The following is a 24,055-nucleotide window of genomic DNA, read 5'->3' as shown; positions in this document are numbered from 1 at the left end:
CCGTTGCGCGCTTTTCCCCAGAAAACCGCTCTCGGACTTTTATTGGAACTGCTCTCTTCAGTAAGTATTAACCAACGTAGGCTTCAGTTAAGCCTCGCGAATTATGGTGGGCGTTTACAAATCCTGATAAGCTACGCCCCCGTTTTGTCGCTATTCGTGACGAAACATCAAACTAGAAAATACCCAGGGAAGAACCACGCAAGGAGAGTATCGTGACTTCGAAGAAGAGCAGTACCGGCGAACAGCAGGCGGCCAAGCCAGACCTCGCCGCCAACTATCGCCCCGTCGGCCTGAAGGCTGTTGCCGCAGCATCGCTGATGGCGAAGCATAAGCCGACCAGCGTCAAAAAATCCGCTTGAGGCGGAAGGCTTCAAATCGGAATCATGCGTGCTTTCGGGTTACATGCGTTAGGCACCGCTGACGAAGTCAATGACGAGGCGATCGCCGGAAGACTTCCGACCACGCTCTGGCGACATAAGTACAACCCGAAAAACCTGATTGGACGAAGCGACGCATCGCCGCCGCCTATGTGAGACGTGGGCGCCGATCGGTCGCCGACGGGCCTACAGATGCGACCGATCCCGTTTCAGAAGAAGCTGAGCTGGCCGTCCTCAGACTTTTGCTTGTCGGGCGCCTTCAGCGGTTTTTCGATGGCGACCGGCTCCTGCAGGTCGGGACCCATATTGGCGACCTTGTTGACCTTGTTGGAGACCGGGACGGCCTCGAAGAAATCATCCTGAACCGGCTGCATCAGGTCGACCACCTCGCGCGGTTCCTGCGTCTTGCAATCGAGCCAGTGCGTGAAATCCTCAGGTCTGATGACGACCGGCATGCGATCGTGGATCGCCGATATGGCTGAATTGGCCGATGTCGTCAGGATCGCGCCGGTATCGACCTCGGAGCCGTCGGCCGAGGACCATGTCTCCATCAGCCCGGCAAAGGCGATGACCCCGCCCTGGCGCGGCCTGATCCAGTAGGCCTGCGGCTTCTCACCGCTTTCTTTCGACGGGCGATGCCATTCATAGAAACCGGAGGCCGGAATGAGCACGCGGCGATGACGCATGGCGGCGCGGAAAGAGGCCTTGCCGATCGCGGTTTCGGCGCGCGCATTGATCAGCAGCGGGAAATCTCTCGGATCCTTGACCCAGCCCGGCGTAAGGCCCCAGCGCACGAGTACGGCGCGCCGGTCGGCCAAGTTGCTGCCCTGCTCCCTGCCCTCGCCTGATATGACGACGAGGATCGGCTGCGTCGGCGCGATGTTGTAGCGCGCCGGAAAATCGTCGAGATCGAGACCGGAGAAGACGTCGCTCAAGTCGACGCTGGAGACTGTCAGGGCGAAACGTCCACACATCGGCCTGTCTTTGCACCCCGCTCGTATCCGGTCAAGACGCCTCAGCCTCTCGGCGCAAAGAGGATGAGGCTGGCGCCGGCAAGGCAGATCAGCGCGCCGCCGATATCGTAACGATCAGGCACGCGGGCTTCGACCAGCCATAGCCAGAGCAGCGAGGCGAGGATATAGATGCCCCCATAGGCCGCGAAGGTACGGCCGGCAGCCTCGCTCGGCACCAGCGTCAGAAGCCAGGCGAAAAGCGCCAGAGAGACCATGCCCGGTGCCAGCCACCAGATGGATTTTTCGAGCTTCAGCCATGCCCAGAAGGCAAAGCAGCCAGCGATCTCGAAGAGGGCAGCAAACGCAAAGATGATGTAGGTCACGGAAGCACCTTTCGAATCCCCGTCGCACTATTCCTCCGATAAGATGGGCCATCACAGCAAGAGCAGCCTACGATGATCTCGACCGCCAAACCCGGCTCCGCCGCCATTCTCGAACGCGACGGACGATTCCTCCTTGTGTTGCGGCGCAACCCGCCTTCCGCCGACATGTATGCCTTTCCCGGCGGGCGGGCCGAGCCCGGCGAAACGCCGGAGCAAACGGCGTTGCGCGAACTCCATGAAGAGACCGGCATTTCGGCACGTAATCCGCGGCTGTTTTCGACCTACGACCTGAAGACGCATGCTGCCGACGGCAGCGTCAAGAGCCATTTCCTGTTGTCGGTCTTTCGCGTCGATGCGGATCGAGATGCCGTGGCGGAAGCCGCCGACGATGCGGCAGCCCTCGGCTGGTACACGGTGGAGGAAATCCGGCAATTGCCCGTACCGCAGAGCGTGCTCGAATGCGCGGAGCGGCTGGCGGGCGGCGAATAGACGTGGAAACTTTGAAGCACGCCTTGTTGCCGTCATGCTGAGCGTATCAACTGTGAGCATGATTCCCGTTCGACGCGTTTTTCTGTCCCTGCTCGTGCTCGCCGGCCCCACGATGGCGCAGGGCAAGAATACGCCGCCTCCACAGGAGGAGCAGATTGCACCGCCGGTCGTGAGCGTGCCCTATGACGACAAGCTGGCGCGGTTCGCCGAGGTGCTGGGTTCGGTGCATTATCTCAGAACGCTCTGCAAGGCGGCGGGTGGCGACGAGTGGCGAAACGGCATGCAGCAGCTGCTCGATTCGGAGACCGGCAACGAGCCGCAGCGCAAGGAAAAGCTGACAGCGGCCTTCAATCGCGGCTATCGCGCCTTCGCCTCGGTCTATACGGATTGCACCCCGGCGGCCATCGTGGCAGAAGAGCGCTACCGTAACGAAGGTGCAACACTTGCCACAGAAATTACCTCGCGCTTTGGAAATTGACGTTTAATTAACCTGTTTTCGCAAGCGGACGTGTCGTTTTGGGAAAAGGCTGTTAGTGTTGTTAACGGTGCAGTAAGACATGAGAAGTTCTGAGGAAAAAACAATGGAAGCAAGCCTCAACGACATCGACGACATGATCGTCCACGAAAAGATGCAGGCAGCTCTGGAGTACCAGAACGAAGCTTGGGCCGACGGCATGGCCGACGGGATCGAGCCTGAAATCATCGCTGATGCTGCCATTGCACATGCGCTGCGCGAGACGATCAGATTGCATGGGGAAAAGAGCGCCGAAGCCCTGCTGGATTCGCTGCGTGAGCGCATGCTTGCTGGCGAATTCTCCGCGAACCGCACCCTGCAATAATTGTTATCAGAGAGTTTGATGCACACCGGTAAAGAGAAAGTTTCGCGAATTTCGCTCGCGCCGGTGCTGCTTGCGTTCAGCCTCGCCGCCGGCAATGTTTTCCTTGCGCCGGCAGCCTACGCGCTTTCCGAACTGCACAAGATCCCTGGCCAGGCGGCCAACGAGACGCCCGCTCAGGGACAGAGCCAGCCGCAGACCACTCCCGGTGTTCCCATGGCCGATCCACTGGTCAACAGCCAGAACAATCAGGGTGTCGACAAGACGCCGGGGGCTCAGGACAATTCCAAGCCCACCGAGGTGATCTACGATATCAGCAAGGTGCCAGAGCCGGTTCGCAAGATGCGCGAGCAGATCGTCGAGGCGGCCGCATCCGGCGATCTCGAGCGGCTGCGGCCGCTGATGGGCGCCGGCGCCGACCAGACGCAGGTGACAGTGGGCGAACCGACCGACGATCCGATCGGCACGCTGAAGGATCTGTCTGGCGATCCTGACGGCGACGAGATCCTTGCCATCATGCTCGACATCATCTCGACCGGCTTCGTGCATGTCGGCCAGGGCACGCCCGACGATATGTATGTGTGGCCCTATTTTGCCGAGAAGGACCTGAAGTCGCTGACGCCGCCGGAACGCGTCGAGCTGCTGCGCATCGTCACGGCCGGCGATCTCTCCGACATGCAGGAATTCGGCGGATATAATTTCTATCGCCTCGGCATTACGCCTGAGGGTAAATGGAAATTCTTCACAGCGGGCGATTGATGCCCATCTCGCCTGCGCTTTTCACGTTTCGCATGGCGCTTGCGATCCACCTCATGAAGACATACCTCTGAGCGATAACCAACGCGACAGGTTCCGCCATGCCAGCCGTATTCCTGAAAGACCGCTCCTTGCTCTTCGTCAGCGGCGCGGAAGCTCAATCCTTCCTGCAGAACCTGATCACCACCGATATCGCCGCGCTCGGCGCCGACGAGGCGCGGCCCGGGGCATTGCTGACGCCGCAGGGCAAGATCCTGTTCGACTTCATGATCTGGCAGGACGGCGACGGCTACATGATCGAAACCGATGCCGACCAGCGCGACAGCATGCTGAAGCGGCTGACAATGTACAAGCTGCGCGCCGCCGTCACACTTGCGCCAAGCACCGAAGAGGGCGTCACCGTTGCCTGGGGCGAAGATGCCGAGGACAGCCGGGGCGCCCGAGACAGCCGCTTCGCCAAGGCGGGCGTCACGCTCACCCGTCGGCCCGGCAAACACGGCGATGGTGCAGAAGCGCTCTACGACGCGCTGCGCATCAGCCACGGCATCGTCACATCAGGATCGGACTTCGCCCTGCAGGACGCCTTCCCGCATGACGTGCTGATGGATTTCAACGGCGGCCTCTCCTTCAGGAAAGGCTGCTATGTCGGCCAGGAGGTCGTCTCGCGCATGCAGCATCGCGGCACTGCGCGCCGGCGCGTCGTGACGGTGTCCGCCGCAACGGATCTGCCAGGGACCGGGACGGAGATTACCGCCGCCGGCAAGCCTGTGGGAACCCTCGGTTCGGTCGACGGCGGCAATGGACTTGCGATCGTGCGCATCGACCGTGCCGGCGCCGCAATGGCGGCAGGCACGCCACTGCTCGCCGGCGACACGCCTGTTTCCCTCGTCCTGCCGGCATGGTCCGGCCTTGTCTTTCCTACAAGCGGCGACGAGGCCAGCGCGTGACAACGACGAAAGCTCCGCGTGCCTGGCAACGCATGCTGTCCGGACGCAGGCTCGACCTGCTCGACCCCTCGCCGCTTGATGTCGAACTTATCGACATCGCGCACGGGCTTGCGCGCGTGGCCCGCTGGAACGGCCAGACCTCCGGCGATCATGCTTTTTCGGTGGCGCAGCACAGTCTCGTCGTCGAGGATATCTTCCGCCGCTTCAACGATGCGCGGCCGCAGGAGTGCCTGATGGCGCTGCTGCACGATGCGCCCGAATATGTGATCGGCGACATGATCTCGCCGTTCAAATCGGTGGTCGGCGGCGGCTATAAAACGGTGGAAAAGCGGCTGGAGGCCGCCGTGCACCTGCGCTTCGGCCTGCCGCCGCATCCCTCGCGCGATCTCAAGGACCGGATCAAGAAGGCCGACACGATCGCCGCTTATTTCGAAGCGACCGTGCTTGCCGGTTTCACCCCCGCCGAGGCACAGAAATTCTTCGGCCAGCCGCGCGGCATCAGCAAGGACATGCTGATGATCGAGCCCCTGCCGGCGATCGAAGCGCAGCGGTTGTTCTGCGAGCGCTTCGCGGCGATCGAGGTCGAGCGGGAGATGGTATCGTGACCTTCATCGTCGTCTCGCCGCTATCGCGCATTGCGGAAATGGCGGTGCGCCACAAGGCGCGCGACATGATCAGCCTGATCGCCAAGGAGCAGGCTTTTCACCGGCCGGGCGTGATCGCGACCGAGCGTCATCTGACGCTTGCCATGAACGATATCGTCTTCAAGGGCACCGGCGATCTCGTTGCGCCTGACGAGACGCATGTGCGAGGGATTATCGAGTTTGCCGCTTCGTGGCGGCAGGAAACGCCACTGCTCATCCATTGCTGGATGGGCGTGTCGCGATCGCCGGCCGCAGCCCTGATCGCCGCGCTTTCGCTCGCACCGGATCAGAGCGAGGAAATGCTGGCCCGCCGGCTGCGCGCCGCCTCACCTTTCGCGACGCCGAATGCCCGGCTGATCGAGATCGGCGACGCCCTGCTTAGCCGCGGCGGCCGGCTGGTTGCGGCGGTCCGGGCCATCGGACGCGGTGCCGATGCCGACGGCAATGCGCCCTTCGTGCTTGCGATCCGAGACGCCGCCTGCGGTTGACGCTGCCGCCGGCCGCTCCATCTAGGCCCCGACCACGAACAATCGACAGAGCCTGATCATGGAACAACAAGCAGCCGACGTCTTCCTCGCCACCCGCACGGCACTCAGCCAAGCAAGCGCGCTCGCAGTCCAATATTCCTTCTCAATCCTGGGGGCGTTAATCCTGCTGGTCATCGGCTGGACGCTCGCCGGCTTCGTCAGCCGCTGGGCTTATGAGGGCTTGTCGCGCATCCACGGCATCGACGAGACGTTGGCACGCTTCTTCACCAATGTCGTGCGCTATGCGCTGCTGATCCTGGTGTTCATCACCGTGCTCGGCCAATTCGGCGTTCAGACCGCCTCGATCATCGCGGCGCTCGGCGCAGCCGGCCTGGCGATCGGGCTGGCGCTGCAAGGGACGCTGCAGAATATCGCGGCCGGTATCATGTTGCTGATCCTCAGACCGTTCCGCGTTGGCGAATATATCGAGACCAGCAGCGTGGCCGGTACGGTGCGCGAAATCGGACTGTTTGCGACCGAACTCAGGACTGGCGACGGGCTCTACCGGTTGGCACCGAATTCGACGCTCTGGAACACGCCGATTACCAATTTCAGCCGCGAGCCCACGCGGCGGGAAGAGCTGAAAATCAGCGTCGCCCATGAGGATGACATCGATCTGGCGATGGAGAGGCTGATGGGCCTAGCCAGAGCCGATTCCAGAGTGCTGACGTCACCGGCACCGAGTGTCTTCATCGACAGCCTCGGCGACGGCGCGATGTCCGTAACGCTGCGCTATTGGGCAAAGACCGGCGATTGGTGGCTGGTCAGCCGTGACATGGTAAAGCGCGTGAAACTCGCCTTCGACAAGAAACCGGTCGCTGATGCGGATGCTTCAGATGCCGCGCCACCAAAAAAGTCCAACGGCAAGGCAACCGCCGAAAAGCCGACGCAGACGCGACAGTAAGACATTGCGGCGCCGCGGATCTTTTAAGACCAGCGGCGCTGTGCACAGGCTGAATTACTGCATGGCTTTGTCCCTCAATCGATCCCGATTTTAGGACTTGTGCCGTAGCTATTGAACGACGCCGCAGGAGAGTCTTTCCCCGGCATCCCCCGAAGGCTGGCTCCGATAATCATCCGAATTGGCATGCACCATCAATGCGCGGCCGCGAATGCCGTCGGTCTTGCCGTCGAGTGTCACCATGGTATTGAAGATCTGCGCCCGCAGCACGCCGTCCTGCCCGACATATTGATTGGGCATATCGCCGGCGTGCGGACCCTTAGCGGCAAGAATGCCATGCTCCGCCTTCCCGGGATTGAAATGACCGCCCGCCGATTCGTGATGGGTCGCGGCGTCGCAGCGGCCGGTCTCATGCACATGGAAGGCCACCCATTTGTTCGCCGGCAGTCCCGATATCTCGACTTCGATCAGGACGCCGCCATTGGCGGCAGCCGTCAGCTGCGCGCGACCGTCTTCCTTGCCGTCCTTGCCGACGAAATTGGCGACCGCCGTCTGCTTGTCCTGAGCGCCCGCCGGCAATGCAACCGCAAGCAGGCTCAGGGCGGCGATATTGCGCATGGCTTTCATGGAGATCTCCTTCCGTCCGGTTGTCCTTCTGAACGTGTCAGGCCGGAAGGTGTTCCTGATTAGAGACCATCGAACGAGAAAAGCCGGCCAAACGGCCGGCTTGGAGATCGCCCGAATTGAGACGCCGGTCGTCAGGCGACAGCGTTGAAGTCGAACTGGCCGTAAGTGTTGCGGTAGAGATCGTCGGGCTGATCGCCGGTCGCCGGCGCGGTCTGCTGCAACGGATAAGAAACGGCGATGCTGCTTAGCGTACCGCTGTTGCGCGTGTCCATCATCAGGGCAATCAGGCTGCCGGAAAATTTCGGCTGCGTGTCGCTGGTCGTGTCATCTTCCGAGAGTTCCTTGATGATGCCGGGCTTCTCATCGGCGGCACGTTCGCCGCGGCTGAGGACGCCATCGCCATTGGCATCGAGACGCGAAAGCGTCGCCAGATATGCATATGAGCTGTCTGAAACGGATGTGGTGCTGGTCATACAAACCTCCATTCACCGCCTTTTGCCGGTGGTGTTTGTACGCAATACGAACGTGGAAAATCAGTGCTGACTCGGTGGTTAAACTGATTTGCGCAGTGCGTCAATAAGTTGTTAACTTCTCATTAACGATGATTGACAAAAGTTAACGGAACGCCGCGAAGGCGCCTGCCGCCTGCGCCAGCCGGCCGATTTCCCCCAAATTTCAGCGATTTTTTACATAGAGACAATTGTCTGACCAAGTGCCCGTCGCTGTTGCACTGCAACCGAATATTAATTCGACCCATAGAAAATGGGCGTCACGCATTGCCACCAGACAGTCCGGCTATAAAAAGCAATTCTGTGTTCATTTGAGAAAGGTTTTCATGTCCGGCGTAATGATGCACGTACGTCAATCGAAGGCACCTTCCCCCGAGGCCGGGGCAGCGGCTGCGCAAGACGCATCCACATGAAAGCTGAAGCGCTTTTCTGGCAGCAATGCACTCAGGCCATTACGGACGATGGATCGATCGATGCGCAGCGTCTGATGGATCTCGTGATCGCGACCTATCGCGTCCATGAAAGCAACTATGACGAAATCGAGAGAAGCCTGGAAACGCTGCTGAGGGAAAACCATGTGCTGAGAGGCAATATGTCAGCGCTCAGCCAGGCATTCGACGGACAGAAAAAACTCTTCGAAATCATTCTCAACAACCTGCCGCTCGGTCTCAGCGTCTTCGACGCCGACCAGCGGCTGACGCTTTCCAACACCCGTTTCCGTCAGCTCTTCGGCCTGACGCAAGAAGATCTCACTGCCGGCGCGACAATCGCCGATCTCACGGCCAAAATGCGTGGTACGGAGAGCACCAAACCCGGCCGGCGGACCGAGCGACATTCCGCTGCAACAGCAAGAAGCAGTAGTCTCCGTCGGCGCGAATGGTTGATGGATGATGGTCGCATCATCCAGAGCATGGTGACTATCCTTTCCGACGGCAGCAACATTTCCATACATGCCGATATCACCGAGGATCGAAGGGCGGCCGAGCGCATCACCTATCTCGCCCACCACGACCCGCTGACCGGCCTTCCGAACCGCATCCACTTTCGCGAACAGGTCGATGCGACGCTTACGGAACGCAAGCCGGATGAGCAGATCGCCCTCGTTCACCTCAATCTCGACCGGTTCAAATCGATCAACAACACGATGGGCGTTTCGGCCGGCGACAAGATCCTGCAGCAGGTCGCGGAGCGCGTCCGAGCCTCGGCCGGTTCGGAAAACACCCTGGCGCGCCTCGGCTCGGACGAATTCGCCATCCTCCAGACGGGCAAGCAGCAGCCGTGGAACGTAACAGCGCTTGCCGAGCAGATCCGCCGGGAGCTTTCCGAGCCATTCTTCCACGGCGAGAAACAGGTGGAGCTCAGCGTCTCCATGGGCATCGCAATCGCCCCTGAGGATGGCGAGGAAACCGATATCCTGCTGAAAAATGCCGGCGTGGCGCTGTCGCATGCCAAGGCGGACGGCCGCAAACGCGAGCGCTTCTTCGCCAGTGAGATGGAAGCGCAGATGCAGTTGCGCCACGCGCTGGAGGCGGACCTCAAAACAGCCGTTGAGAACGAGGAGTTCGAGCTGCATTACCAGCCGCTTTATGACCTCTCGCAGCGGCGCATCTGCGGCTTCGAAGCTCTGATCCGCTGGAACCACCCGGTTCGAGGCCGCGTTCCGCCGATGGATTTCATTCCGCTTGCCGAAGAGGTCGGCCTCGTCGTCGATATCGGCCGTTGGGTTTTGCGCCGGGCCTGCAACGATGCAGCGCAATGGCCCGAAGGCATCAAGATCGCCGTCAACGTTTCGGCAATCCAGTTCAGCAGCAGCGACCTGACGCGCGATGTCAGCGAGGCGCTTGCCGCCGCGGCGCTGTCGCCGTCGCGGCTCGAACTCGAAATCACCGAGAGCGTGCTGATGGAAAATCTGAGCGAAGTTCTGCCGATCCTGCATGCGCTGAAGGAGCGCGGCATCCGCATCTCGATGGACGATTTCGGAACCGGCTATTCCTCACTGAGCTACCTCTCGAGCTTTCCCTTCGACAAGATCAAGATCGACAAATCCTTCGTCAACGACATCGTCGACAACAAGGAAGCGCATGCGATCATGCACGCGATCATCCTGCTCGGCGATGCGCTCGGCATGCGCGTCACCGTCGAGGGTGTCGAGACGGCCGCGCAGCTGGCGCTGCTCGAGTGCGAGGAATGCGACGAGATCCAGGGTTATCACATCAGCCCGCCGAGACCGGCGCGTGACGTGCCCCATCTTCTCTCCCTGCCGCCGAAGAGCGGTGGCGTGACGCGTCTCCCCAAAGCCAAGCACTGAGATCCCCGTCGATTGCGACTCGCACGGCAAGCCGCTACAAAATCGGCTGCGGTTCCTGAGATCGTCGTTGTCGCATTCTCTTACCCGTTCGCATCCACTTCCGCGCCGATGCTCATCGGCGGAAAACGATCTTCCTCATGACAGGTGGCGCTATGTTCGCGGCTGAAGCCTTCTCCCCACACGAAACGCTTGCCGCGGCGCTGATTGCGCATGCGGCCGACGGCGACGACGGCTCGCACGACCTTGCCCATATCCTGCGCGTTTTCAGGAATGCCATGCGCATCCATGCGGGAGAAGGCGGCGACGGGCGGGTTCTTGTTGCTTCCGTGCTGCTGCACGACTGCGTCGCCGTCGAGAAGAATTCGCCGCAGCGGGCAAAAGCATCGGCTTTGGCGGCCGAGAAGGCATCGGCGATCCTGGCGGAACTTGGCTGGAGCGGCGCGGATATCGAGGCCGCGGCCCACGCAATCACCGCGCATAGTTTCTCGGCCGGGGTGGCGCCGCAGACGCTGGAGGCGAAGATCCTGCAGGATGCCGACCGGCTGGACGCGATCGGCATGATCGGCGTCGCCCGCTGCTTCTATATCGCCGGGCGACTGGGATCCGGGCTCTACGATCCGTTCGACCCGGCAGCGGCAGACCGCCCGCTCGATGACAAGCGTTATGCCATTGACCATTTCCAGACGAAGCTGTTCAAACTGGCGGAAGGATTCCAGACCGAGACCGGCCGCAGGCTGGCGGCCGCGCGTGACAAGAGCTTGCGCGATTTTCTCTCGGAATTCATGGACGAAATCTAGGAGAACGGCATGCTTGTCAGCGACCTCTTCATCTATCCGCTCAAGAGCGCCCGTGGCATTGCGCTGCCCGCCGCCGACATCGACGCCTATGGGCTTCCAGGCGACCGGCGGGCGATGATCACCGATGCGCAGGGGCACTTCATCACCCAGCGCGAGTTGCCCGACCTCGCACGCATCGAGGTTCGACCGGAAGCGAGTGCCTTTCGGCTGCTGATGCAGGGGAAAACGGACATATCGGTACCACCGCCTCAGCCTGAAGCCCGCATGGATGTGATCGTGTGGAAATCTGCCGTCAACGCGGCCGTCGCCGATCCGGAGAGCAACCGGCAGCTTTCGGAATGGCTTGGCCGCGAGGTGCGCCTGGTCTTCTTCGACGGGCAGGCACGGCGGACGGCGAATGCCGAATGGGCCGGCGAAGCCACGCCCGTCACCTTTACCGACGGCTACCAGATCCTGGTGACGACGACCGGCTCGCTGAAAGCGTTGAATGCCGATCTCGCCGCCCATGGCGAAGGCAGTGTCGGCATGGAACGCTTCCGTCCGAACATCGTCATCGATACCGACGAAGCCTGGGCGGAGGACCGCTGGGCGGCGATCGAGATCGTCGGCATCCGCTTCGATCTCGTCAAACCCTGCTCCCGCTGCATCATGACGACGCAGGACCAGTTGACCGGGTCCCGCGAGGGACCAAACCCGATGCCGGCCATGGGCCGCGTCCGTATGTCGGCCGATCGGCGCGTGCCAGGCCCGCTCTTCGGTTGGAACGTCACGCCGCGCGGCAGCGGCAGGGTCACGATCGGTGACACCGTCCGCATCGTTGAAGAGAGGCCAGAAGGCTGGGCGCTCAAGCGTCGCGCCGCAGCATAAAGCAATTCCAGGAAAAGCGCGAAGCGGTTCTCCGTCCGGAATTGCGTGAAAACAAAGAGTTAGAGCGTCACACGCGTGCGAGTGCGGTATCGATGCCTGCCATGACATCGGCCGGCAGTGGTCCCTTCTCCAGAGCGCCGGCATTTTCCTCTACCTGGGCGACGGTGCGGAACCCCGGAATGGGAAGGGTGCGCGGCGAGCGTGCCCAGAGCCAGGCAAGCGCGCCCTGCGTCAGTGTGCGGCCGCCTGACGTCAGGAGATCGCGGACGGCATCGAGCCTTGCGGCGAATTCCGGGGCCATGCGCCCATCCTTGAAATAGACCATCCAGTCAAGGGCCGCCCCACGGACATCCTTGGCGCCCACCGCCTTGTCGGCGGTGAACTTGCCGGTCAGCAGTCCCATCGCCAGCGGACCGCGATTGATGGAGATCAGACCCTTCCCCTCGATCACCGAGATCATCTCCGGCACCGGTTCGAAAACGTTCATCGTATGCTGGATCGAGACGTAGCCCTGGCGGCCGACATGACGGGCGGCACGATCGGGAAAATCGGTGCTCCAGCCGAACGCATCGATCTTGCCTTCGGCGCGCAGCGCCTCCAGCGTATCGAAGACGGCATCCGACTGTTCAAGCGGAAAATCATTGAGGTGGAACTGCAGGAGATCGAGGCTATCGCGCTTGAGGCGGCGCAGCGAGGTCTCGACCGAACGGCGGATGAAGGCCTCATCGGCGAAGGCGCCGGTTGCCTGCTTGGTTTCCGGGTCGGTGGCGAAGCCGAACTTGGTGGCGATGACAATATCGTCGCGATTGCCGATCGCCCGGCCGAGCACCTCCTCCGAGCGGCCGGCGCCGTAGTTCGAGGCCGTGTCGAAGAAGCGGATGCCGAGTTCGATGGCACGGTGGATCGCTTCCACGGATTCATCGTCGTCGACATCGCCCCAGCCGAGCGGCGTGTCGCCGGCGAAGAAGGGACCGCCGATCGCCCAGCATCCCATACCGAGGCGCGGAATTTCGCGGCCATTCCAGAGCGTGATCGTCGTCGGTGATGCGGTCTTAGTCAGCATGAGGTCCTCCTTGATTGGCAATCCTGTGAAGACATAGGAAGCGCTCATAGGCAGGTAAACCGCCAAATCCGGAGGATGTTTTGCACCCGTAAAAAACGGAGGTCAGGCGGAAATACCATTCGGACCTGAAAGCGTCCGCACGGCTGGATTGAGCGCCTTGAGTGCCGCCTGAACGAAGCCGTCGCGGGCTGCTACGGCTTCGATGCCGCGCGGCTCGTAGACATGGCGATGCAGAAAGAACCCTGTCAGACGGAATGCGGCTGAAAGACTATCGAAGTCGGCCGCATGATTGCCCTCGATACTGAGGAACGGCGGCAGGAGCAGCATCTTGTCCGCCCAGGGGGCACCAGCGGCGCGGCTGACGGCGCGGCCGGATTTCGGCGAGACATAGGCGAGATCGGAACGGGCGCCGGTCGCGGCGCATTCGGCAAGATCGAGGCCGAAGCCGAGGTCATTCAGCACCGCAAGCTCGAAACGCACAAAGAGTTCGCCGGCATCGGCCGGGTTGTGCAGGTGATCGAGGATGACCTCCAGCGCATCGAAGAGATGCGGATGCGGGTCACGCTCCGGCAGCAGCCGCAGCAGCGCACCCATCGCCTGGACACCGTAGACGGCGGTTGCCGTTTCCATCAACCGGGCAGCGCGCAGCGTCACCGGCTCGACGCGGAATTCGCCCAGATGCTCGTCAAGCCGGGCTCGCCAGATAACCTCCACTGCATTGCCCGCCTGCAGCACCGGCTGCATGGCGCGCGAGCGGCCGGAGCGCACCAGGCCGAGATGGCGGCCGCGATCACGCGTCATCACCTCGGCGATGACGCTCGTCTCGCCGTGGCGCTTGACGCCCAGGATGATCGCATGGTCCTGCCACTGCATTGAAAGAAGTCCTTACGGCTGACGAATCATCCTACTGCATAATTCAACGCGTTACAGCGTCCTTTGCGCGTCTGAAAGACACGCTGCAATGCAAGGCCCGGCTTCCGTCGGGGACCGCATCAGGCGACAGCCGGGAAAAGCCTCTGCAGGAATTCCCGCATCGCCATTTCGTCGAAAGGCTTCACCAGAAGTGGTATGTGCTGCAGGTCGGGCGGGAAATCGCCAGTATCGGAATAGCCGCTGACGAAGCCGAACGGGATGCCGATATCGAGAAGATGGCGGGCAAAACCGAAGCTCATGCCCTCGCCGAGATTGACGTCGAGAAGAGCGAAATCATATTTCTCCGCAGCAATGGCGGCCCTTGCCTGCTCGACGCTGCCGACGATATCGATGCTCTCGACGCCGGCCAGGCGAAGAATATCCTCCGCCTCCATCGCGATGATCAAACTGTCTTCAAGAACCAGAACACGGATTGCGCTCATGATTCGATGCCCCTCGTCGGGCGCCTGTCGCAGCGCCCCGGCCGTTTCGCCAACATCATTGCCCTCCGGTGCCCCGCATGGCACGCTATCGGTGAATTCCGCCACCTTTTCTGAATAAACCATTTTTCTGCCCGGTCGATAAGAATCAAAATCGGAGGAAGATGACAGCCGACTTTATTTTCCTTGCTGCTAATCTGCATTTAAAAAAGACATAACCAGGCTGCTTGACCAAAGCATGTCGCGCAAAACAAAGACCTAAGACGCGACGCGCTTTAGATGAACGGGCGTTTGCCCTCTCCCAGCCCTTCCCAGCCGGCGATCGCCATTAATTCCTCGCCGTTCAGCACCTCGCAGCCGCGCTCCTGCCAGCGGATCAACCCTCGTTCGCTGAGCTTTTTCAAAGTTTTATTGGTGTGAACGATGGAAAGACCGAGCGTGTCGGCGATGTGCTGCTGGGTGATGGGAATGAATTTGCGGCCGTTGAAGATATTGAGCTTCCGGCCACGCTCAAACAGGAAGGCGATCAGGTAGGCTGCTCTTTCCAGCGCCGTGCGGCGGCCGATGCTCAAGAGATGCTCATCCAGGATGCGCTCCTCGCGCGCGGCGATCCAGGTGATGTCGAAGGCCAGCGAGGCGTGCTTGTTGTACAGCGTCATCAGCCTGTCACGCTCGAAGACACAAAGGGACACGGGCGAAAGCGCTTCGACGGAATGCTGCATCTCACCGGCGATCGTTCCCTGCAGGCCGACCAGGTCGCCCGGCATAATATAGTTCAGAATCTGGCGGCGTCCGTCCTCCAGCATCTTGTAGCGGAAGCCCCAGCCGGCGAGCACGGTGAAGAGGTGAGCGCTATGTGCGCCCTCGACGAGGATGGTGGAGCCGGCATCGACTGCAAGCTCACCCCTCTTGAAGCTCGAGACGAATTCCAGCTCGTCGCGGCTGAACTCCCTGAAATGCGGCAGAGGCCGCAAGGGACATTGGTCGCAAGGGGTCTTGAAAGAATTGATGGGTCTCGACGTCGCCATGCTTGCCCTTGCCGTCGCAAAATCGGCGCGCCAACATTGGCGCGCCGTTCGTCAAGGAATGCGCAAGGCACGGATTTGTTCCATGAGCGAGGCCAATTTTTTATGCGGAAACAAAGGGCTGGCGCCAACCCGACGAAATCCTTGCCATGCTTATTTCGGGAAATCGAGACCCATTTCGCGGAACCGCTCGGGATCATCACCCCAATTCTCGCGAACCTTGACGAACAGGAAGAGATGGACCGGCTGTTCGAGGATCTGCGACAATTCCTTGCGGGAAGCAGTCGAGATCGCCTTGATGGTTTCACCACCCTTGCCGAGCGCGATCTTCTTCTGGCTGTCACGCTCGAGATAAATCACCTGCTCGATCCGCACCGAGCCGTCCTTGCGCTCTTCCCACGTCTCCGTCTCGACATGCGAGGCATAGGGGAGCTCTTGGTGCAGGCGCAGAAACAGCTTCTCGCGGGTGATCTCGGCAGCGAGCTGGCGCATCGGCAGATCGGAGATCTGGTCTTCCGGATAGTACCACGGCCCCTCCGGGAGCGTTTTCGCCAGATAGTCCATGAGATCGTCGCAGCCGGAGCCGTTTTCGGCGGAGATCATGAAGGTGCGATCGAAAGCGATCTTCTCGTTGGCGGCAGCGGCCAGCGCCAGCAGATCCTCGCGATTGACGCGGTCGATCTTGTTGAGCAGCAGGATCTTCGGCTGCCGGACTTCCTTGAGGCCTTCGAGGATGGCTTCGGCATCCCCGCGCAGGCCGCGCTCGCTGTCGATCAGCAGCACGATCAGATCGGCATCCCTCGCACCGCCCCAGGCCGAGGTCACCATGGCGCGGTCAAGCCGGCGGCGCGGCTTGAAGATACCAGGCGTATCCATGAAGACGATCTGGGCATTGTCGTGGATCGCGATGCCGCGGACGATGGCCCGCGTCGTCTGCACCTTATGGCTGACGATCGAGACCTTGGCGCCGACGAGGCGGTTGACCAGCGTCGACTTGCCGGCATTGGTCGGCCCGATCAGCGCGACAAAGCCCGAATGCGTCGGACCATTGGTTTCTGCGGCAGCTTCGGCCGCGATCTCTTCTTCTTGTGTCATTGTCCCGTCAGTTTCCGGCAGGCGATTGCTGCCAAATGCCTTCGCGCTCGAGCATCTTCGTTGCCGCCACCTGTTCGGCGGCACGCTTCGACCGCTCTACGCCGGTTTCGGGCTTAATGCCAGCAACTTCCACCGTCACCTTGAAGCGCGGATCATGATCCGGTCCGCTGCGTTCATCAACCCGGTAGATCGGCGTGACACCAAATTTCGCGTGCGACCATTCCTGCAGCTCGGTCTTGGCGTCGCGCTTGGCGCCATCGGCCCGCACCGCCCTGCCCTGCCAGTAACGCAGAATGAAGCGGCGGGCGACTTCGAGGCCGCCGTCGAGATAGATCGCGGCGATCAGGCTTTCGACGACATCGGCGCGCACATTCATCATGCGCTTGCCGGTCAGTTTTTTCACATCGGCGCCGGTGCGGATATAGAGGTGAAGATTGAGTTCGTCGGCGACCGCAGCACAGGTTTCGGCGCTGACGAGCTGGTTGAGGCGAACCGAGAGCTCGCCTTCTCCTGCCGTGCCGAAGGTGCGGAACAGAAGCTCGGCGATGCAGAGCCCGAGGACCCTGTCGCCGAGGAATTCCAGCCGTTCGTAATTGCCGCCCTTTTCGGTACGGGCGCTGGCATGGGTCAGCGCGCTATCCAGGCGTTCCTTTTCAGCGAAGTCATGACCGATCAGGCCCTCAAGCTTTGCGCGGTCCGCCGCAGAAAGCGTCTGCGCCTTACTCATTCAACAACCTTGAAGAGGCGGTCCCAACGCATGTTCGTCGGCCACTTCCAGATTTCGCGGAAGGAGGTGTCGTTGCCGAGCGAGAAGAAGATGACGCTGGCACGGCCGACAAGATTTTCAGCGGGCACGAAGCCGACGTCGAAGCGGCTGTCTAGCGAGTTGTCGCGATTGTCGCCCATCATGAAATAATGGCCTTCCGGCACGATGAACTCGCGGGTGTTATCACCACGCGACACCGGAGACTGATCGAGCGTGTCGTAGGACTTGCCGTCGTCGAGCGTTTCGCGGAATACCGGCACGTCCTCGCCCGGGTCGAGCTTGTAATCCGAAGTGAACGCACCGTCCGCCACCTTCGGAACCGGCTTGCCGTTGACGTAGAGCACGCCGTCGGTAACCTGGATACGGTCGCCCGGCAGGCCGATGCAGCGCTTGATGTAATCGATGTCGGGGTTCGGCGGGAAACGGAAGACGACAATGTCGCCACGCTTCGGATCGGCGCCGAACAGGCGGCCGCTGAAGACATCAGGCGAGAAGGGCAGCGAATATTTCGAATAGCCGTAAGCGAACTTGTTGACGAAGATGTAGTCGCCGACAAGCAGGGTCGGCATCATCGAACCGGACGGAATGGTAAAGGGCTGGAACAGCACCGTTCGGATCACCATCGCCAAAATCAGCGCCTGGATGATAACTTTGATATTTTCCCAGAGGGCGTTCGGCTTGGCTTCGACTTTTTCGGACACGCAGTCTTATTCCTTCAAGACGCCGCGGCGGCGCAATTCTTTCTGTCGTTCTCTCTAGCGGCTTCGGCCGGTTGCGGCAATGGCGACAACATCAAAAGCGACGAGAGGTCGCGATCAACGCTTCCGAGGTCGCGATCAACAGCTCCCGATGTCGCGCGATCAGAGGCTCAAGGGCAACGCTTCGATAATGACGAAAGCCTGCGCCAAGGGATAATCATCCGTTATTGTCAAATGAATGGCGGGCCTGTGGCCCGCAGGCAGCAGCGATTCGAGGATCAGGGCGGCGCCGCCTGATAAAAGCATGGTGGGCTTGCCGCTCGGCAGGTTGACGACGCCCATGTCCTTCCAGAAGACGCCCTGCGCCATGCCGGTGCCGAGCGCCTTGGAACAGGCCTCCTTGGCGGCAAAACGCTTGGCATAGGATGCGGCACGGTTTGCTCGCCTGTCGGAACGCGCGCGCTCGATCTCGGTGAAGCAGCGATGGGTGAAGCGCTCGCCGAAGCGCTCGATGGATTTCTCGACACGGCGAATGTCGATCAAATCACTGCCAATGCCGATGATCATGCCGGCCCCTTCCGTCGCTTAAGAATTCTTGATCGGGTTCATACGCTCGGCATGTCGCCGGCTGGAACGGCAAGACGCAGGCGCGCCCGCTCCATCAGCCGTGTATGGCGGCGCGTCTGAAAACCCTTCACGGTGTAGAATGTCAGCGCATAGAGCGCAACGGAGGTGACGATCGCCGGCGGGATAGCGCCGACCAGCATCGGCTCCAGCACCGGCTTCCATAATTCGGTGAAGTTCAGCTTGTGGAAAAGGGCGGCGAGATCCACCGTCTGACCAGCCAGTTGATCCTCACGGCTCAACAGCAGATGCCCGATTTCCCAGGTGATGCCCCAGATGAAGGGATAGGTCAGCGGATTGCCGAAGGCGGCGCAGCCGAGGGCGGCGGCCACCATACTACCGGAGAGGAAATAGGTGATGACGAAAGCCATGACGAAATGCACGCCGATGAACGGCGTCCACGAGACGAAGACACCCGCAGCGACGCCGGCGGCAACCGCATGCGGCGAAGCGCTCAGACGCAGGACGCGCATTGTCAGGTAACGGATCGGGCGAAGGAAACCTTTGCGAGGCCATAAAAGCTCCCGCATCTTTTCCTTGAATCCCGCAGGCTTGCGACGGCGAAACAACATGGCCGGTATTTAGTGCAGCGCGCACCACCATGACAAGAGCGGCAAATGATACCGCTCCAAAAACCGCCCCTCAATTCTCGCTGCGAAGAGGAGCTTCTTCATGCCGAGGGGCGTCCGTTATGCATAACGTCCCTCACTTACCTCAAGTATAAAGTCCAGTATCAGCGATTGCGGAACAGACCGCGATCGACCTGGCGCTGACGAAACTCGAGATCGATACGATCGAGCGAGCCATTCAAATATGCCATTTCACGTTCCTGCGTGGTCGGAGCGCGAAAGGCGCGAGCGAATTTCTTGATAGGGTCAAACATTATCTTGTCTCATCTTCTGTTTACGTTTCGATGACCAGAAGATAGGCCCGGCACAGGTTAATTACCACCGCCGCAATATGGAGACAGCCATGCGCTGAGTGCATCGCTTGCCCCTCTCATGCGCTGCTCCGATTATAAAATGTGCAATTTTTCGCCCAACCCTCTGGAGGGGCTTAACAAAAGCTTAGTCGTAGAGGCGCCGGACCGTGGCGATGCAATCCAGTTCCTTCATCTGGGCGAGCAACTGGTTGAGCTGGCGCAGGTCCCAGACCTCGACCTCGAGCATCATTTCGGTGAAATCGGCCGCCACCCGCACCGTGTTCAGCAAGCGGATATTGACGTCGAGGCCTGCGACCGTCTGGGCGACCTTGGCAAGCGTGCCGGGCTCATTCAACCCATTCACCATGATGCGCGCCATGAAACGCGACTTGTTGGCTTCGTCGAGGTCCCAGCGCACGTCGATCCAGCGGTCGGGCTGATCGTCGAAGCGCTGCAGGCTCGGCGACTGGATCGGATAGATGGTGATGCCCTTGCCCTGATCCATGATACCGACGATGCGATCGCCGGGCACGGCGCCGGTCGGCGCGAACTTGACGTCGACATTGCCGGACAGGCCGCGGATCGGCCCGATATCGGCATCGGCGTCGATTTCCGAATGGCCGCCGTCGTGCCCTGTCTTGGTCTTGCCGGGGATCTTGAAGATCATGCCGGCGGCGCTGCGAACGTTGAACCAGCCGTCATCGCCGGAGGGCTTCACGGTGACGCGCTCATCTTGATGATCGGGATAGACGGCGCGCAACACGTCGAGCGAGGACATCTCGCCGCGGCCGACGGCGGCGATCGCATCCTCGACATCCTTCTGGCCGAGACGGTGCAGCGCCGGCTTCATCGCCTCGCGCGAGAAGATCTTGCCGGCCCTGTTGAAGGTGCGCTCGAGAATGCGGTGGCCGAGGCCGGCATATTGCTTGCGGATCGCCATGCGGGTGGCGCGGCGGATGGCGGCGCGCGCCTTGCCGGTCACGACGATCTCCTCCCAGGCGGCGGGCGGAACCTGCACGCCGGAGCGGATGATCTCGACCTCGTCGCCATTTGCAAGCCGCGTCACCAGCGGCATGATGCGGCCGTTGATCTTGGCGCCCACCGTGGTGTCGCCGATATTGGTGTGCACCGCATAGGCGAAATCGATCGGGGTGGCGCCACGCGGCAGGGCAATCAACTTGCCCTTCGGCGTGAAGCAGAAGACCTGGTCCTGGAAGAGTTCGAGCTTGGTGTGTTCGAGGAATTCTTCCGGGCTGTCGCCCTCGGCCAGCGCCTCGATCGTATGACGCAGCCAGGAATAGGCATTGGATTCGCGGGAAAGGATGTCGCCATCAGCATTGGTGGCGCCGTCCTTATAGAGCGTGTGGGCGGCGATGCCGAATTCGGCGATTTCGTGCATGCGCTTGGTGCGGATCTGCAGTTCGATGCGCTGGCTGGAGGGGCCGACAATGGTGGTGTGCAGCGAACGGTAATCGTTCTGCTTCGGCGTCGAGATATAGTCCTTGAAGCGGCCGGGCACGACGCGCCAGCGCGTGTGGACGATGCCGAGTGCCCGGTAGCAGGACGGGATGTCCTCGACGATCAGGCGGAAGCCGTAGACATCGGAAAGCTGTTCGAAGGAAAGCGACTTCGATTGCATCTTGCGGAAGACCGAATAGGGCTTCTTCTGCCGGCCCTTGACATAGGCGCTCGTCAGGCCGCTTGCGACCAGAAGGTCGCGCAGTTCGGCCTCGATCTTCTTGACGATGCCCTCGTTGCGCTTCGAAAGCTCTTCCAGCCTTTTGGTGACGGTCTCGTAGGCTTCCGGGTTCATATGGCGGAAGGAGAGTTCCTCGAGTTCCTCGCGCATGTCCTGCATGCCCATGCGGCCGGCGAGCGGCGCATAGATTTCCATCGTCTCCTCGGAAATGCGGGCACGCTTGTCGGCCGACATGTGATCGAGGGTACGCATATTGTGCAAGCGATCGGCAAGCTTGACGAGCAGCACGCGCACATCGTCGGAAATGGCGAGCAGCAGCTTGCGCAGATTTTCCGCCTGCTTGGCCTTCTTGGTGACGAGATCGAGCTTCTTGATCTTGGTCAGACCCTCGACCAAGCGGCCGATATCCTCGCCGAAGAGTTCGTCGATCTCGGCACGCGTCGCCGTCGTATCCTCGATCGTATCGTGCAGAAGGGCAACCGCGATCGTCGATTCATCGAGATGCATGTCGGTGAGGATGGCGGCGACCTCGAGCGGATGGGAAATATAGGGATCGCCGCTCGCGCGCTTTTGCTGGCCATGCTTCTGCATGGCGTAAACATAGGCTTTGTTCAGCAGTGCTTCATTGGCATCGGGCTTGTATTGCTGAACCCGCTCCACGAGCTCGTACTGCCGCATCATTCCAAAGCCACTCCGATAAAAATAAAAGCGCGCCAATCAACGATTGGCGCACACATGGGCAATAATATGCCTAAGCAATAAAGGTGCAAGATTGACGATTGGTAATCGTCGCTCTTTTGCGTCGCATGCAGCTTTTTCCGGCATCTAACCGATGCGACCGGAGATCCCGCCTGCGCGCTTAGTAGTCGTCGCTCTTTTCCGGCGGCACGAGGCCTTCGATGCCGGCAAGCAGCTCTTCTTCCGACATCTGGTCGAAAGTGATCGTCTCCGGCACGTCGTCCTGCTCTTCGCTGTCGGCCGCAGTGGCACCGCCGGCGGCGATCATGCTTGCCGGGTCGGGCTCGGGCTCGTCGACTTCAACATGCTTCTGCAGCGAATGGATCAGATCTTCCTTGAGGTCGTCGGGCGAAAGCGTCTCGTCGGCGATTTCGCGCAGGGCCACGACAGGATTCTTGTCGTTGTCGCGATCGATGGTGATCGAGGCACCCTGGGAAATCAGCCGGGCGCGGTGGCTGGCGAGCAGAACCAGCTCGAAGCGGTTCTCCACCTTGTCGATGCAATCTTCAACTGTGACACGGGCCATTGCCTGTCCTTTACGGTCGTCATTTCGGGATTAACACGCCCGATACAATTAAAACCGGGCAAATACAAGTTTTTCATTCCGGCTCCCCTCGTCTTTATCCGCGGCTGAGCTAGATTTCCATGGAGAATGTCATAATTCCACCGAAGGTTGCTTGGAATATGTCGAATCGTGCCCTAAATCTTTCATATATGAATAATTCATAAAGTAAGGATCAGATCGAAATCGAAACACAAGCTTTTGTTTTTATTGAAGTTTGGCCCATACGGATTTCGATTGCTCTCATTGGATTGGTAAGCGATGTTTGACCCACGCGAAAAAATTGCACTCTTCATTGACGGCGCCAATCTCTACGCTGCATCCAAGAGCCTCGGCTTTGACATTGATTACCGCAAGCTCCTGAAAGCATTCCAGAAACGCGGATATCTGCTGCGCGCGTATTATTATACCGCTCTGATCGAAGATCAGGAATATTCGTCGATCCGGCCGCTGATCGACTGGCTTGACTACAACGGCTACAAAGTCGTCACCAAGCCCGCCAAGGAATTCACGGATTCCATGGGTCGCCGAAAGATCAAAGGCAACATGGACATCGAGCTTGCGATCGATGCCATGGAACAATCCGAAACGGTCGATCATCTCGTCATCTTCTCGGGCGACGGCGATTTCACCAACCTGGTCGAGGCATTGCAGCGCAGAGGCCGCAAGGTCTCGGTGATATCAACCATGGCGACCCAGCCACCAATGATTGCCGACGACCTGCGCCGTCAGGCCGATCATTTCATCGATCTCTTGTCTCTGAAGGCTGAAATCGGTCGCGATCCTTCCGAGCGGGCGCCACGTCCGGCCGAAGTCGCCCCGGCCAGCGATTTCGAAGACTGATCTCTCACTGTAACACTTTGAATTATGCAGGGGCGGCCAGCTCCTCGCGTGGCCACGCCTTTACATGGACGATACGCGACAGCGGCCGATTGCAGCGTGATCGGCCCTAAAGCGCGTCGCGATCTTCCAGATTCGCTTCTTGCGCTTTAAGTCTTTGTTTTTACGTATGCCGTTGCCGCAAAACCGCTGCACACTTTTGCGCGACATGCTTTAGCGCGGTCAACCATGAGCCTTCAGCAGGCGGCTCTTCTGCCGGTTCCAATCGCGCTCCTTCTCGGATTCGCGCTTGTCGTGCAATTTCTTACCCTTGGCGAGCGCCAGTTCCATCTTCGCCCGACCGCGATCGTTGAAATAGATCTTCAGCGGGATCAGCGTCATGCCTTCGCGGTTGATGGCAGAGCGCAGGCGATGGATTTCACGGCCCGACAGCAGCAGCTTGCGGCGTCGGCGCGGTTCGTGATTGAAGCGGTTGGCCTGCAGATATTCCGGTAGGTAGGAATTGATCAGCCAGATCTCGCCGCCCTCATCCGAGGCGTAGGATTCGGCGATATTGGCCTTGCCTTCGCGCAGCGACTTGACCTCCGTGCCCATCAGCACGATGCCGGCCTCGTAAGTATCGATGATCTCGTAGTTGAAGCGGGCCTTGCGGTTTTCGGCCACGACCTTGTTCACCACACGCTGGCTGCCTTTGGGGGCCATGACGATATTCCAATTGTTTTTTTAGGGCGCGAAAAGCCGCGCCCTCAT

Annotated in this window: 30 protein-coding genes; 13 read left to right on the top strand and 17 right to left on the bottom strand. The window is 60.4% G+C overall.

Annotation, left to right across the window (positions count from 1 at the left end; translation table 11 throughout):
* Nucleotides 1–212: 212 nt before the first annotated feature.
* Nucleotides 213–359 carry a hypothetical protein gene (locus tag RlegSU303_RS06025; protein WP_003558132.1) on the top strand — a complete coding sequence of 49 codons (147 nt, stop codon included), beginning with the start codon at nt 213–215 and terminating at the stop codon, nt 357–359.
* 227 nt (nt 360–586) lie between these two features.
* Here the strand turns inward: RlegSU303_RS06025 and RlegSU303_RS06020 are convergent, their stop codons facing one another.
* Together RlegSU303_RS06020 and RlegSU303_RS06015 are read right to left on the bottom strand one after the other, a co-directional pair.
* Nucleotides 587–1,351: an SOS response-associated peptidase gene (locus RlegSU303_RS06020; protein ID WP_131629210.1), complete on the bottom strand. Its 765-nt coding sequence runs from the start codon at nt 1,349–1,351 to the stop codon at nt 587–589.
* Nucleotides 1,352–1,392: 41 nt separating this feature from the next.
* Entirely contained in the window at nt 1,393–1,713 is a 321-nt protein-coding gene (locus RlegSU303_RS06015; RefSeq protein WP_131629209.1) for a YnfA family protein, read from the bottom strand.
* 72 nt (nt 1,714–1,785) lie between these two features.
* On the opposite strand from RlegSU303_RS06015, the gene RlegSU303_RS06010 reads away from it, so the two are divergent.
* From RlegSU303_RS06010 to RlegSU303_RS05975, 8 genes are all read left to right on the top strand, one after another.
* On the top strand, nt 1,786–2,202 hold the full coding sequence (locus tag RlegSU303_RS06010) for an NUDIX hydrolase (protein ID WP_020049325.1): 417 nt from the start codon (nt 1,786–1,788) through the stop codon (nt 2,200–2,202).
* Nucleotides 2,203–2,236: 34 nt separating this feature from the next.
* Nucleotides 2,237–2,680: a TIGR02301 family protein gene (locus RlegSU303_RS06005; RefSeq protein ID WP_017959779.1), complete on the top strand. Its 444-nt coding sequence runs from the start codon at nt 2,237–2,239 to the stop codon at nt 2,678–2,680.
* A gap of 103 nt (nt 2,681–2,783) precedes the next feature.
* Nucleotides 2,784–3,041 carry a hypothetical protein gene (locus RlegSU303_RS06000; RefSeq protein ID WP_003546972.1) on the top strand — a complete coding sequence of 86 codons (258 nt, stop codon included), beginning with the start codon at nt 2,784–2,786 and terminating at the stop codon, nt 3,039–3,041.
* A gap of 18 nt (nt 3,042–3,059) precedes the next feature.
* On the top strand, nt 3,060–3,797 hold the full coding sequence (locus tag RlegSU303_RS05995) for a hypothetical protein (protein WP_131629208.1): 738 nt from the start codon (nt 3,060–3,062) through the stop codon (nt 3,795–3,797).
* A 98-nt stretch (nt 3,798–3,895) separates the two neighbouring features.
* On the top strand, nt 3,896–4,741 hold the full coding sequence (ygfZ, locus tag RlegSU303_RS05990) for a CAF17-like 4Fe-4S cluster assembly/insertion protein YgfZ (RefSeq protein ID WP_131629207.1): 846 nt from the start codon (nt 3,896–3,898) through the stop codon (nt 4,739–4,741).
* A complete protein-coding gene (locus RlegSU303_RS05985; RefSeq protein WP_029872987.1) occupies nt 4,738–5,346 on the top strand; it encodes a YfbR-like 5'-deoxynucleotidase in 609 nt (202 codons plus the stop codon). Before ygfZ ends, RlegSU303_RS05985 begins: the two co-directional genes overlap by 4 nt.
* A complete protein-coding gene (locus RlegSU303_RS05980; protein WP_017959774.1) occupies nt 5,343–5,873 on the top strand; it encodes a tyrosine phosphatase family protein in 531 nt (176 codons plus the stop codon). Before RlegSU303_RS05985 ends, RlegSU303_RS05980 begins: the two co-directional genes overlap by 4 nt.
* Before the next feature lie 58 nt (nt 5,874–5,931).
* Nucleotides 5,932–6,816 (top strand): mechanosensitive ion channel family protein, encoded by an 885-nt coding sequence (locus RlegSU303_RS05975; RefSeq protein ID WP_017959773.1) that lies wholly within the window; start codon nt 5,932–5,934, stop codon nt 6,814–6,816.
* A gap of 108 nt (nt 6,817–6,924) precedes the next feature.
* Here the strand turns inward: RlegSU303_RS05975 and RlegSU303_RS05970 are convergent, their stop codons facing one another.
* The gene (locus RlegSU303_RS05970; RefSeq protein ID WP_017959772.1) at nt 6,925–7,440 is read right to left on the bottom strand and encodes a superoxide dismutase family protein; all 516 of its coding nucleotides are present in this window, start codon (nt 7,438–7,440) and stop codon (nt 6,925–6,927) included.
* 131 nt (nt 7,441–7,571) lie between these two features.
* A complete protein-coding gene (locus RlegSU303_RS05965; protein WP_017959771.1) occupies nt 7,572–7,925 on the bottom strand; it encodes a hypothetical protein in 354 nt (117 codons plus the stop codon).
* 433 nt (nt 7,926–8,358) lie between these two features.
* Here RlegSU303_RS05965 and RlegSU303_RS05960 point away from each other — a divergent pair, with 433 nt between their 5' ends.
* The 3 genes from RlegSU303_RS05960 (at nt 8,359) to RlegSU303_RS05950 (ending at nt 11,921) form a co-directional block, all read left to right on the top strand.
* The gene (locus RlegSU303_RS05960; RefSeq protein WP_017959770.1) at nt 8,359–10,257 is read left to right on the top strand and encodes a putative bifunctional diguanylate cyclase/phosphodiesterase; all 1,899 of its coding nucleotides are present in this window, start codon (nt 8,359–8,361) and stop codon (nt 10,255–10,257) included.
* A 137-nt stretch (nt 10,258–10,394) separates the two neighbouring features.
* Nucleotides 10,395–11,054, top strand: a complete 660-nt coding sequence (locus RlegSU303_RS05955; protein ID WP_017959769.1) for an HD domain-containing protein — start codon at nt 10,395–10,397, stop codon at nt 11,052–11,054.
* Between the two features lie 9 nt (nt 11,055–11,063).
* A complete protein-coding gene (locus RlegSU303_RS05950) occupies nt 11,064–11,921 on the top strand; it encodes an MOSC domain-containing protein (protein WP_131621941.1) in 858 nt (285 codons plus the stop codon).
* A 67-nt stretch (nt 11,922–11,988) separates the two neighbouring features.
* Here RlegSU303_RS05950 and RlegSU303_RS05945 read toward each other — a convergent pair whose 3' ends face one another.
* The 12 genes from RlegSU303_RS05945 to rpoZ form a co-directional block, all read right to left on the bottom strand.
* Complete coding sequence (locus RlegSU303_RS05945) at nt 11,989–12,984, bottom strand: aldo/keto reductase (RefSeq protein ID WP_131718923.1); 996 nt, start codon at nt 12,982–12,984, stop codon at nt 11,989–11,991.
* Nucleotides 12,985–13,086: 102 nt separating this feature from the next.
* A complete protein-coding gene (gene recO, locus RlegSU303_RS05940) occupies nt 13,087–13,857 on the bottom strand; it encodes a DNA repair protein RecO (protein WP_017959766.1) in 771 nt (256 codons plus the stop codon).
* 119 nt (nt 13,858–13,976) lie between these two features.
* Entirely contained in the window at nt 13,977–14,462 is a 486-nt protein-coding gene (locus RlegSU303_RS05935) for a response regulator (RefSeq protein WP_017959765.1), read from the bottom strand.
* A gap of 149 nt (nt 14,463–14,611) precedes the next feature.
* A complete protein-coding gene (locus RlegSU303_RS05930; protein WP_017959764.1) occupies nt 14,612–15,364 on the bottom strand; it encodes a Crp/Fnr family transcriptional regulator in 753 nt (250 codons plus the stop codon).
* Between the two features lie 150 nt (nt 15,365–15,514).
* Entirely contained in the window at nt 15,515–16,456 is a 942-nt protein-coding gene (era, locus tag RlegSU303_RS05925) for a GTPase Era (RefSeq protein ID WP_003546943.1), read from the bottom strand.
* A 7-nt stretch (nt 16,457–16,463) separates the two neighbouring features.
* Nucleotides 16,464–17,183: a ribonuclease III gene (gene rnc / locus RlegSU303_RS05920; protein ID WP_017959762.1), complete on the bottom strand. Its 720-nt coding sequence runs from the start codon at nt 17,181–17,183 to the stop codon at nt 16,464–16,466.
* Entirely contained in the window at nt 17,180–17,923 is a 744-nt protein-coding gene (gene lepB / locus RlegSU303_RS05915; protein ID WP_017959761.1) for a signal peptidase I, read from the bottom strand. Before lepB ends, rnc begins: the two co-directional genes overlap by 4 nt.
* Before the next feature lie 159 nt (nt 17,924–18,082).
* The gene (gene acpS / locus RlegSU303_RS05910; protein ID WP_017959760.1) at nt 18,083–18,487 is read right to left on the bottom strand and encodes a holo-ACP synthase; all 405 of its coding nucleotides are present in this window, start codon (nt 18,485–18,487) and stop codon (nt 18,083–18,085) included.
* 38 nt (nt 18,488–18,525) lie between these two features.
* On the bottom strand, nt 18,526–19,116 hold the full coding sequence (locus tag RlegSU303_RS05905; protein ID WP_222351878.1) for a DUF2062 domain-containing protein: 591 nt from the start codon (nt 19,114–19,116) through the stop codon (nt 18,526–18,528).
* Nucleotides 19,117–19,277: 161 nt separating this feature from the next.
* Nucleotides 19,278–19,427, bottom strand: a complete 150-nt coding sequence (locus RlegSU303_RS05900; RefSeq protein ID WP_003558084.1) for a DUF3563 family protein — start codon at nt 19,425–19,427, stop codon at nt 19,278–19,280.
* Nucleotides 19,428–19,611: 184 nt separating this feature from the next.
* Complete coding sequence (locus tag RlegSU303_RS05895; RefSeq protein WP_017959758.1) at nt 19,612–21,846, bottom strand: RelA/SpoT family protein; 2,235 nt, start codon at nt 21,844–21,846, stop codon at nt 19,612–19,614.
* A 178-nt stretch (nt 21,847–22,024) separates the two neighbouring features.
* Nucleotides 22,025–22,429 carry a DNA-directed RNA polymerase subunit omega gene (gene rpoZ / locus RlegSU303_RS05890; protein ID WP_017959757.1) on the bottom strand — a complete coding sequence of 135 codons (405 nt, stop codon included), beginning with the start codon at nt 22,427–22,429 and terminating at the stop codon, nt 22,025–22,027.
* Between the two features lie 297 nt (nt 22,430–22,726).
* Between rpoZ and RlegSU303_RS05885 the strand changes: the two genes are divergently transcribed.
* Complete coding sequence (locus RlegSU303_RS05885; protein WP_003546927.1) at nt 22,727–23,308, top strand: LabA-like NYN domain-containing protein; 582 nt, start codon at nt 22,727–22,729, stop codon at nt 23,306–23,308.
* A gap of 219 nt (nt 23,309–23,527) precedes the next feature.
* Here the strand turns inward: RlegSU303_RS05885 and smpB are convergent, their stop codons facing one another.
* On the bottom strand, nt 23,528–24,007 hold the full coding sequence (smpB, locus tag RlegSU303_RS05880) for an SsrA-binding protein SmpB (RefSeq protein ID WP_003546925.1): 480 nt from the start codon (nt 24,005–24,007) through the stop codon (nt 23,528–23,530).
* Nucleotides 24,008–24,055: the final 48 nt, after the last annotated feature.

The organism is Rhizobium sp. SU303 (assembly GCF_021052345.1).
GTDB classification, from domain to species: Bacteria; Pseudomonadota; Alphaproteobacteria; order Rhizobiales; family Rhizobiaceae; genus Rhizobium; species Rhizobium laguerreae.
Note: the sequence above shows the minus strand (reverse complement) of the source record. Positions and strands in the feature narration are given on the sequence as shown.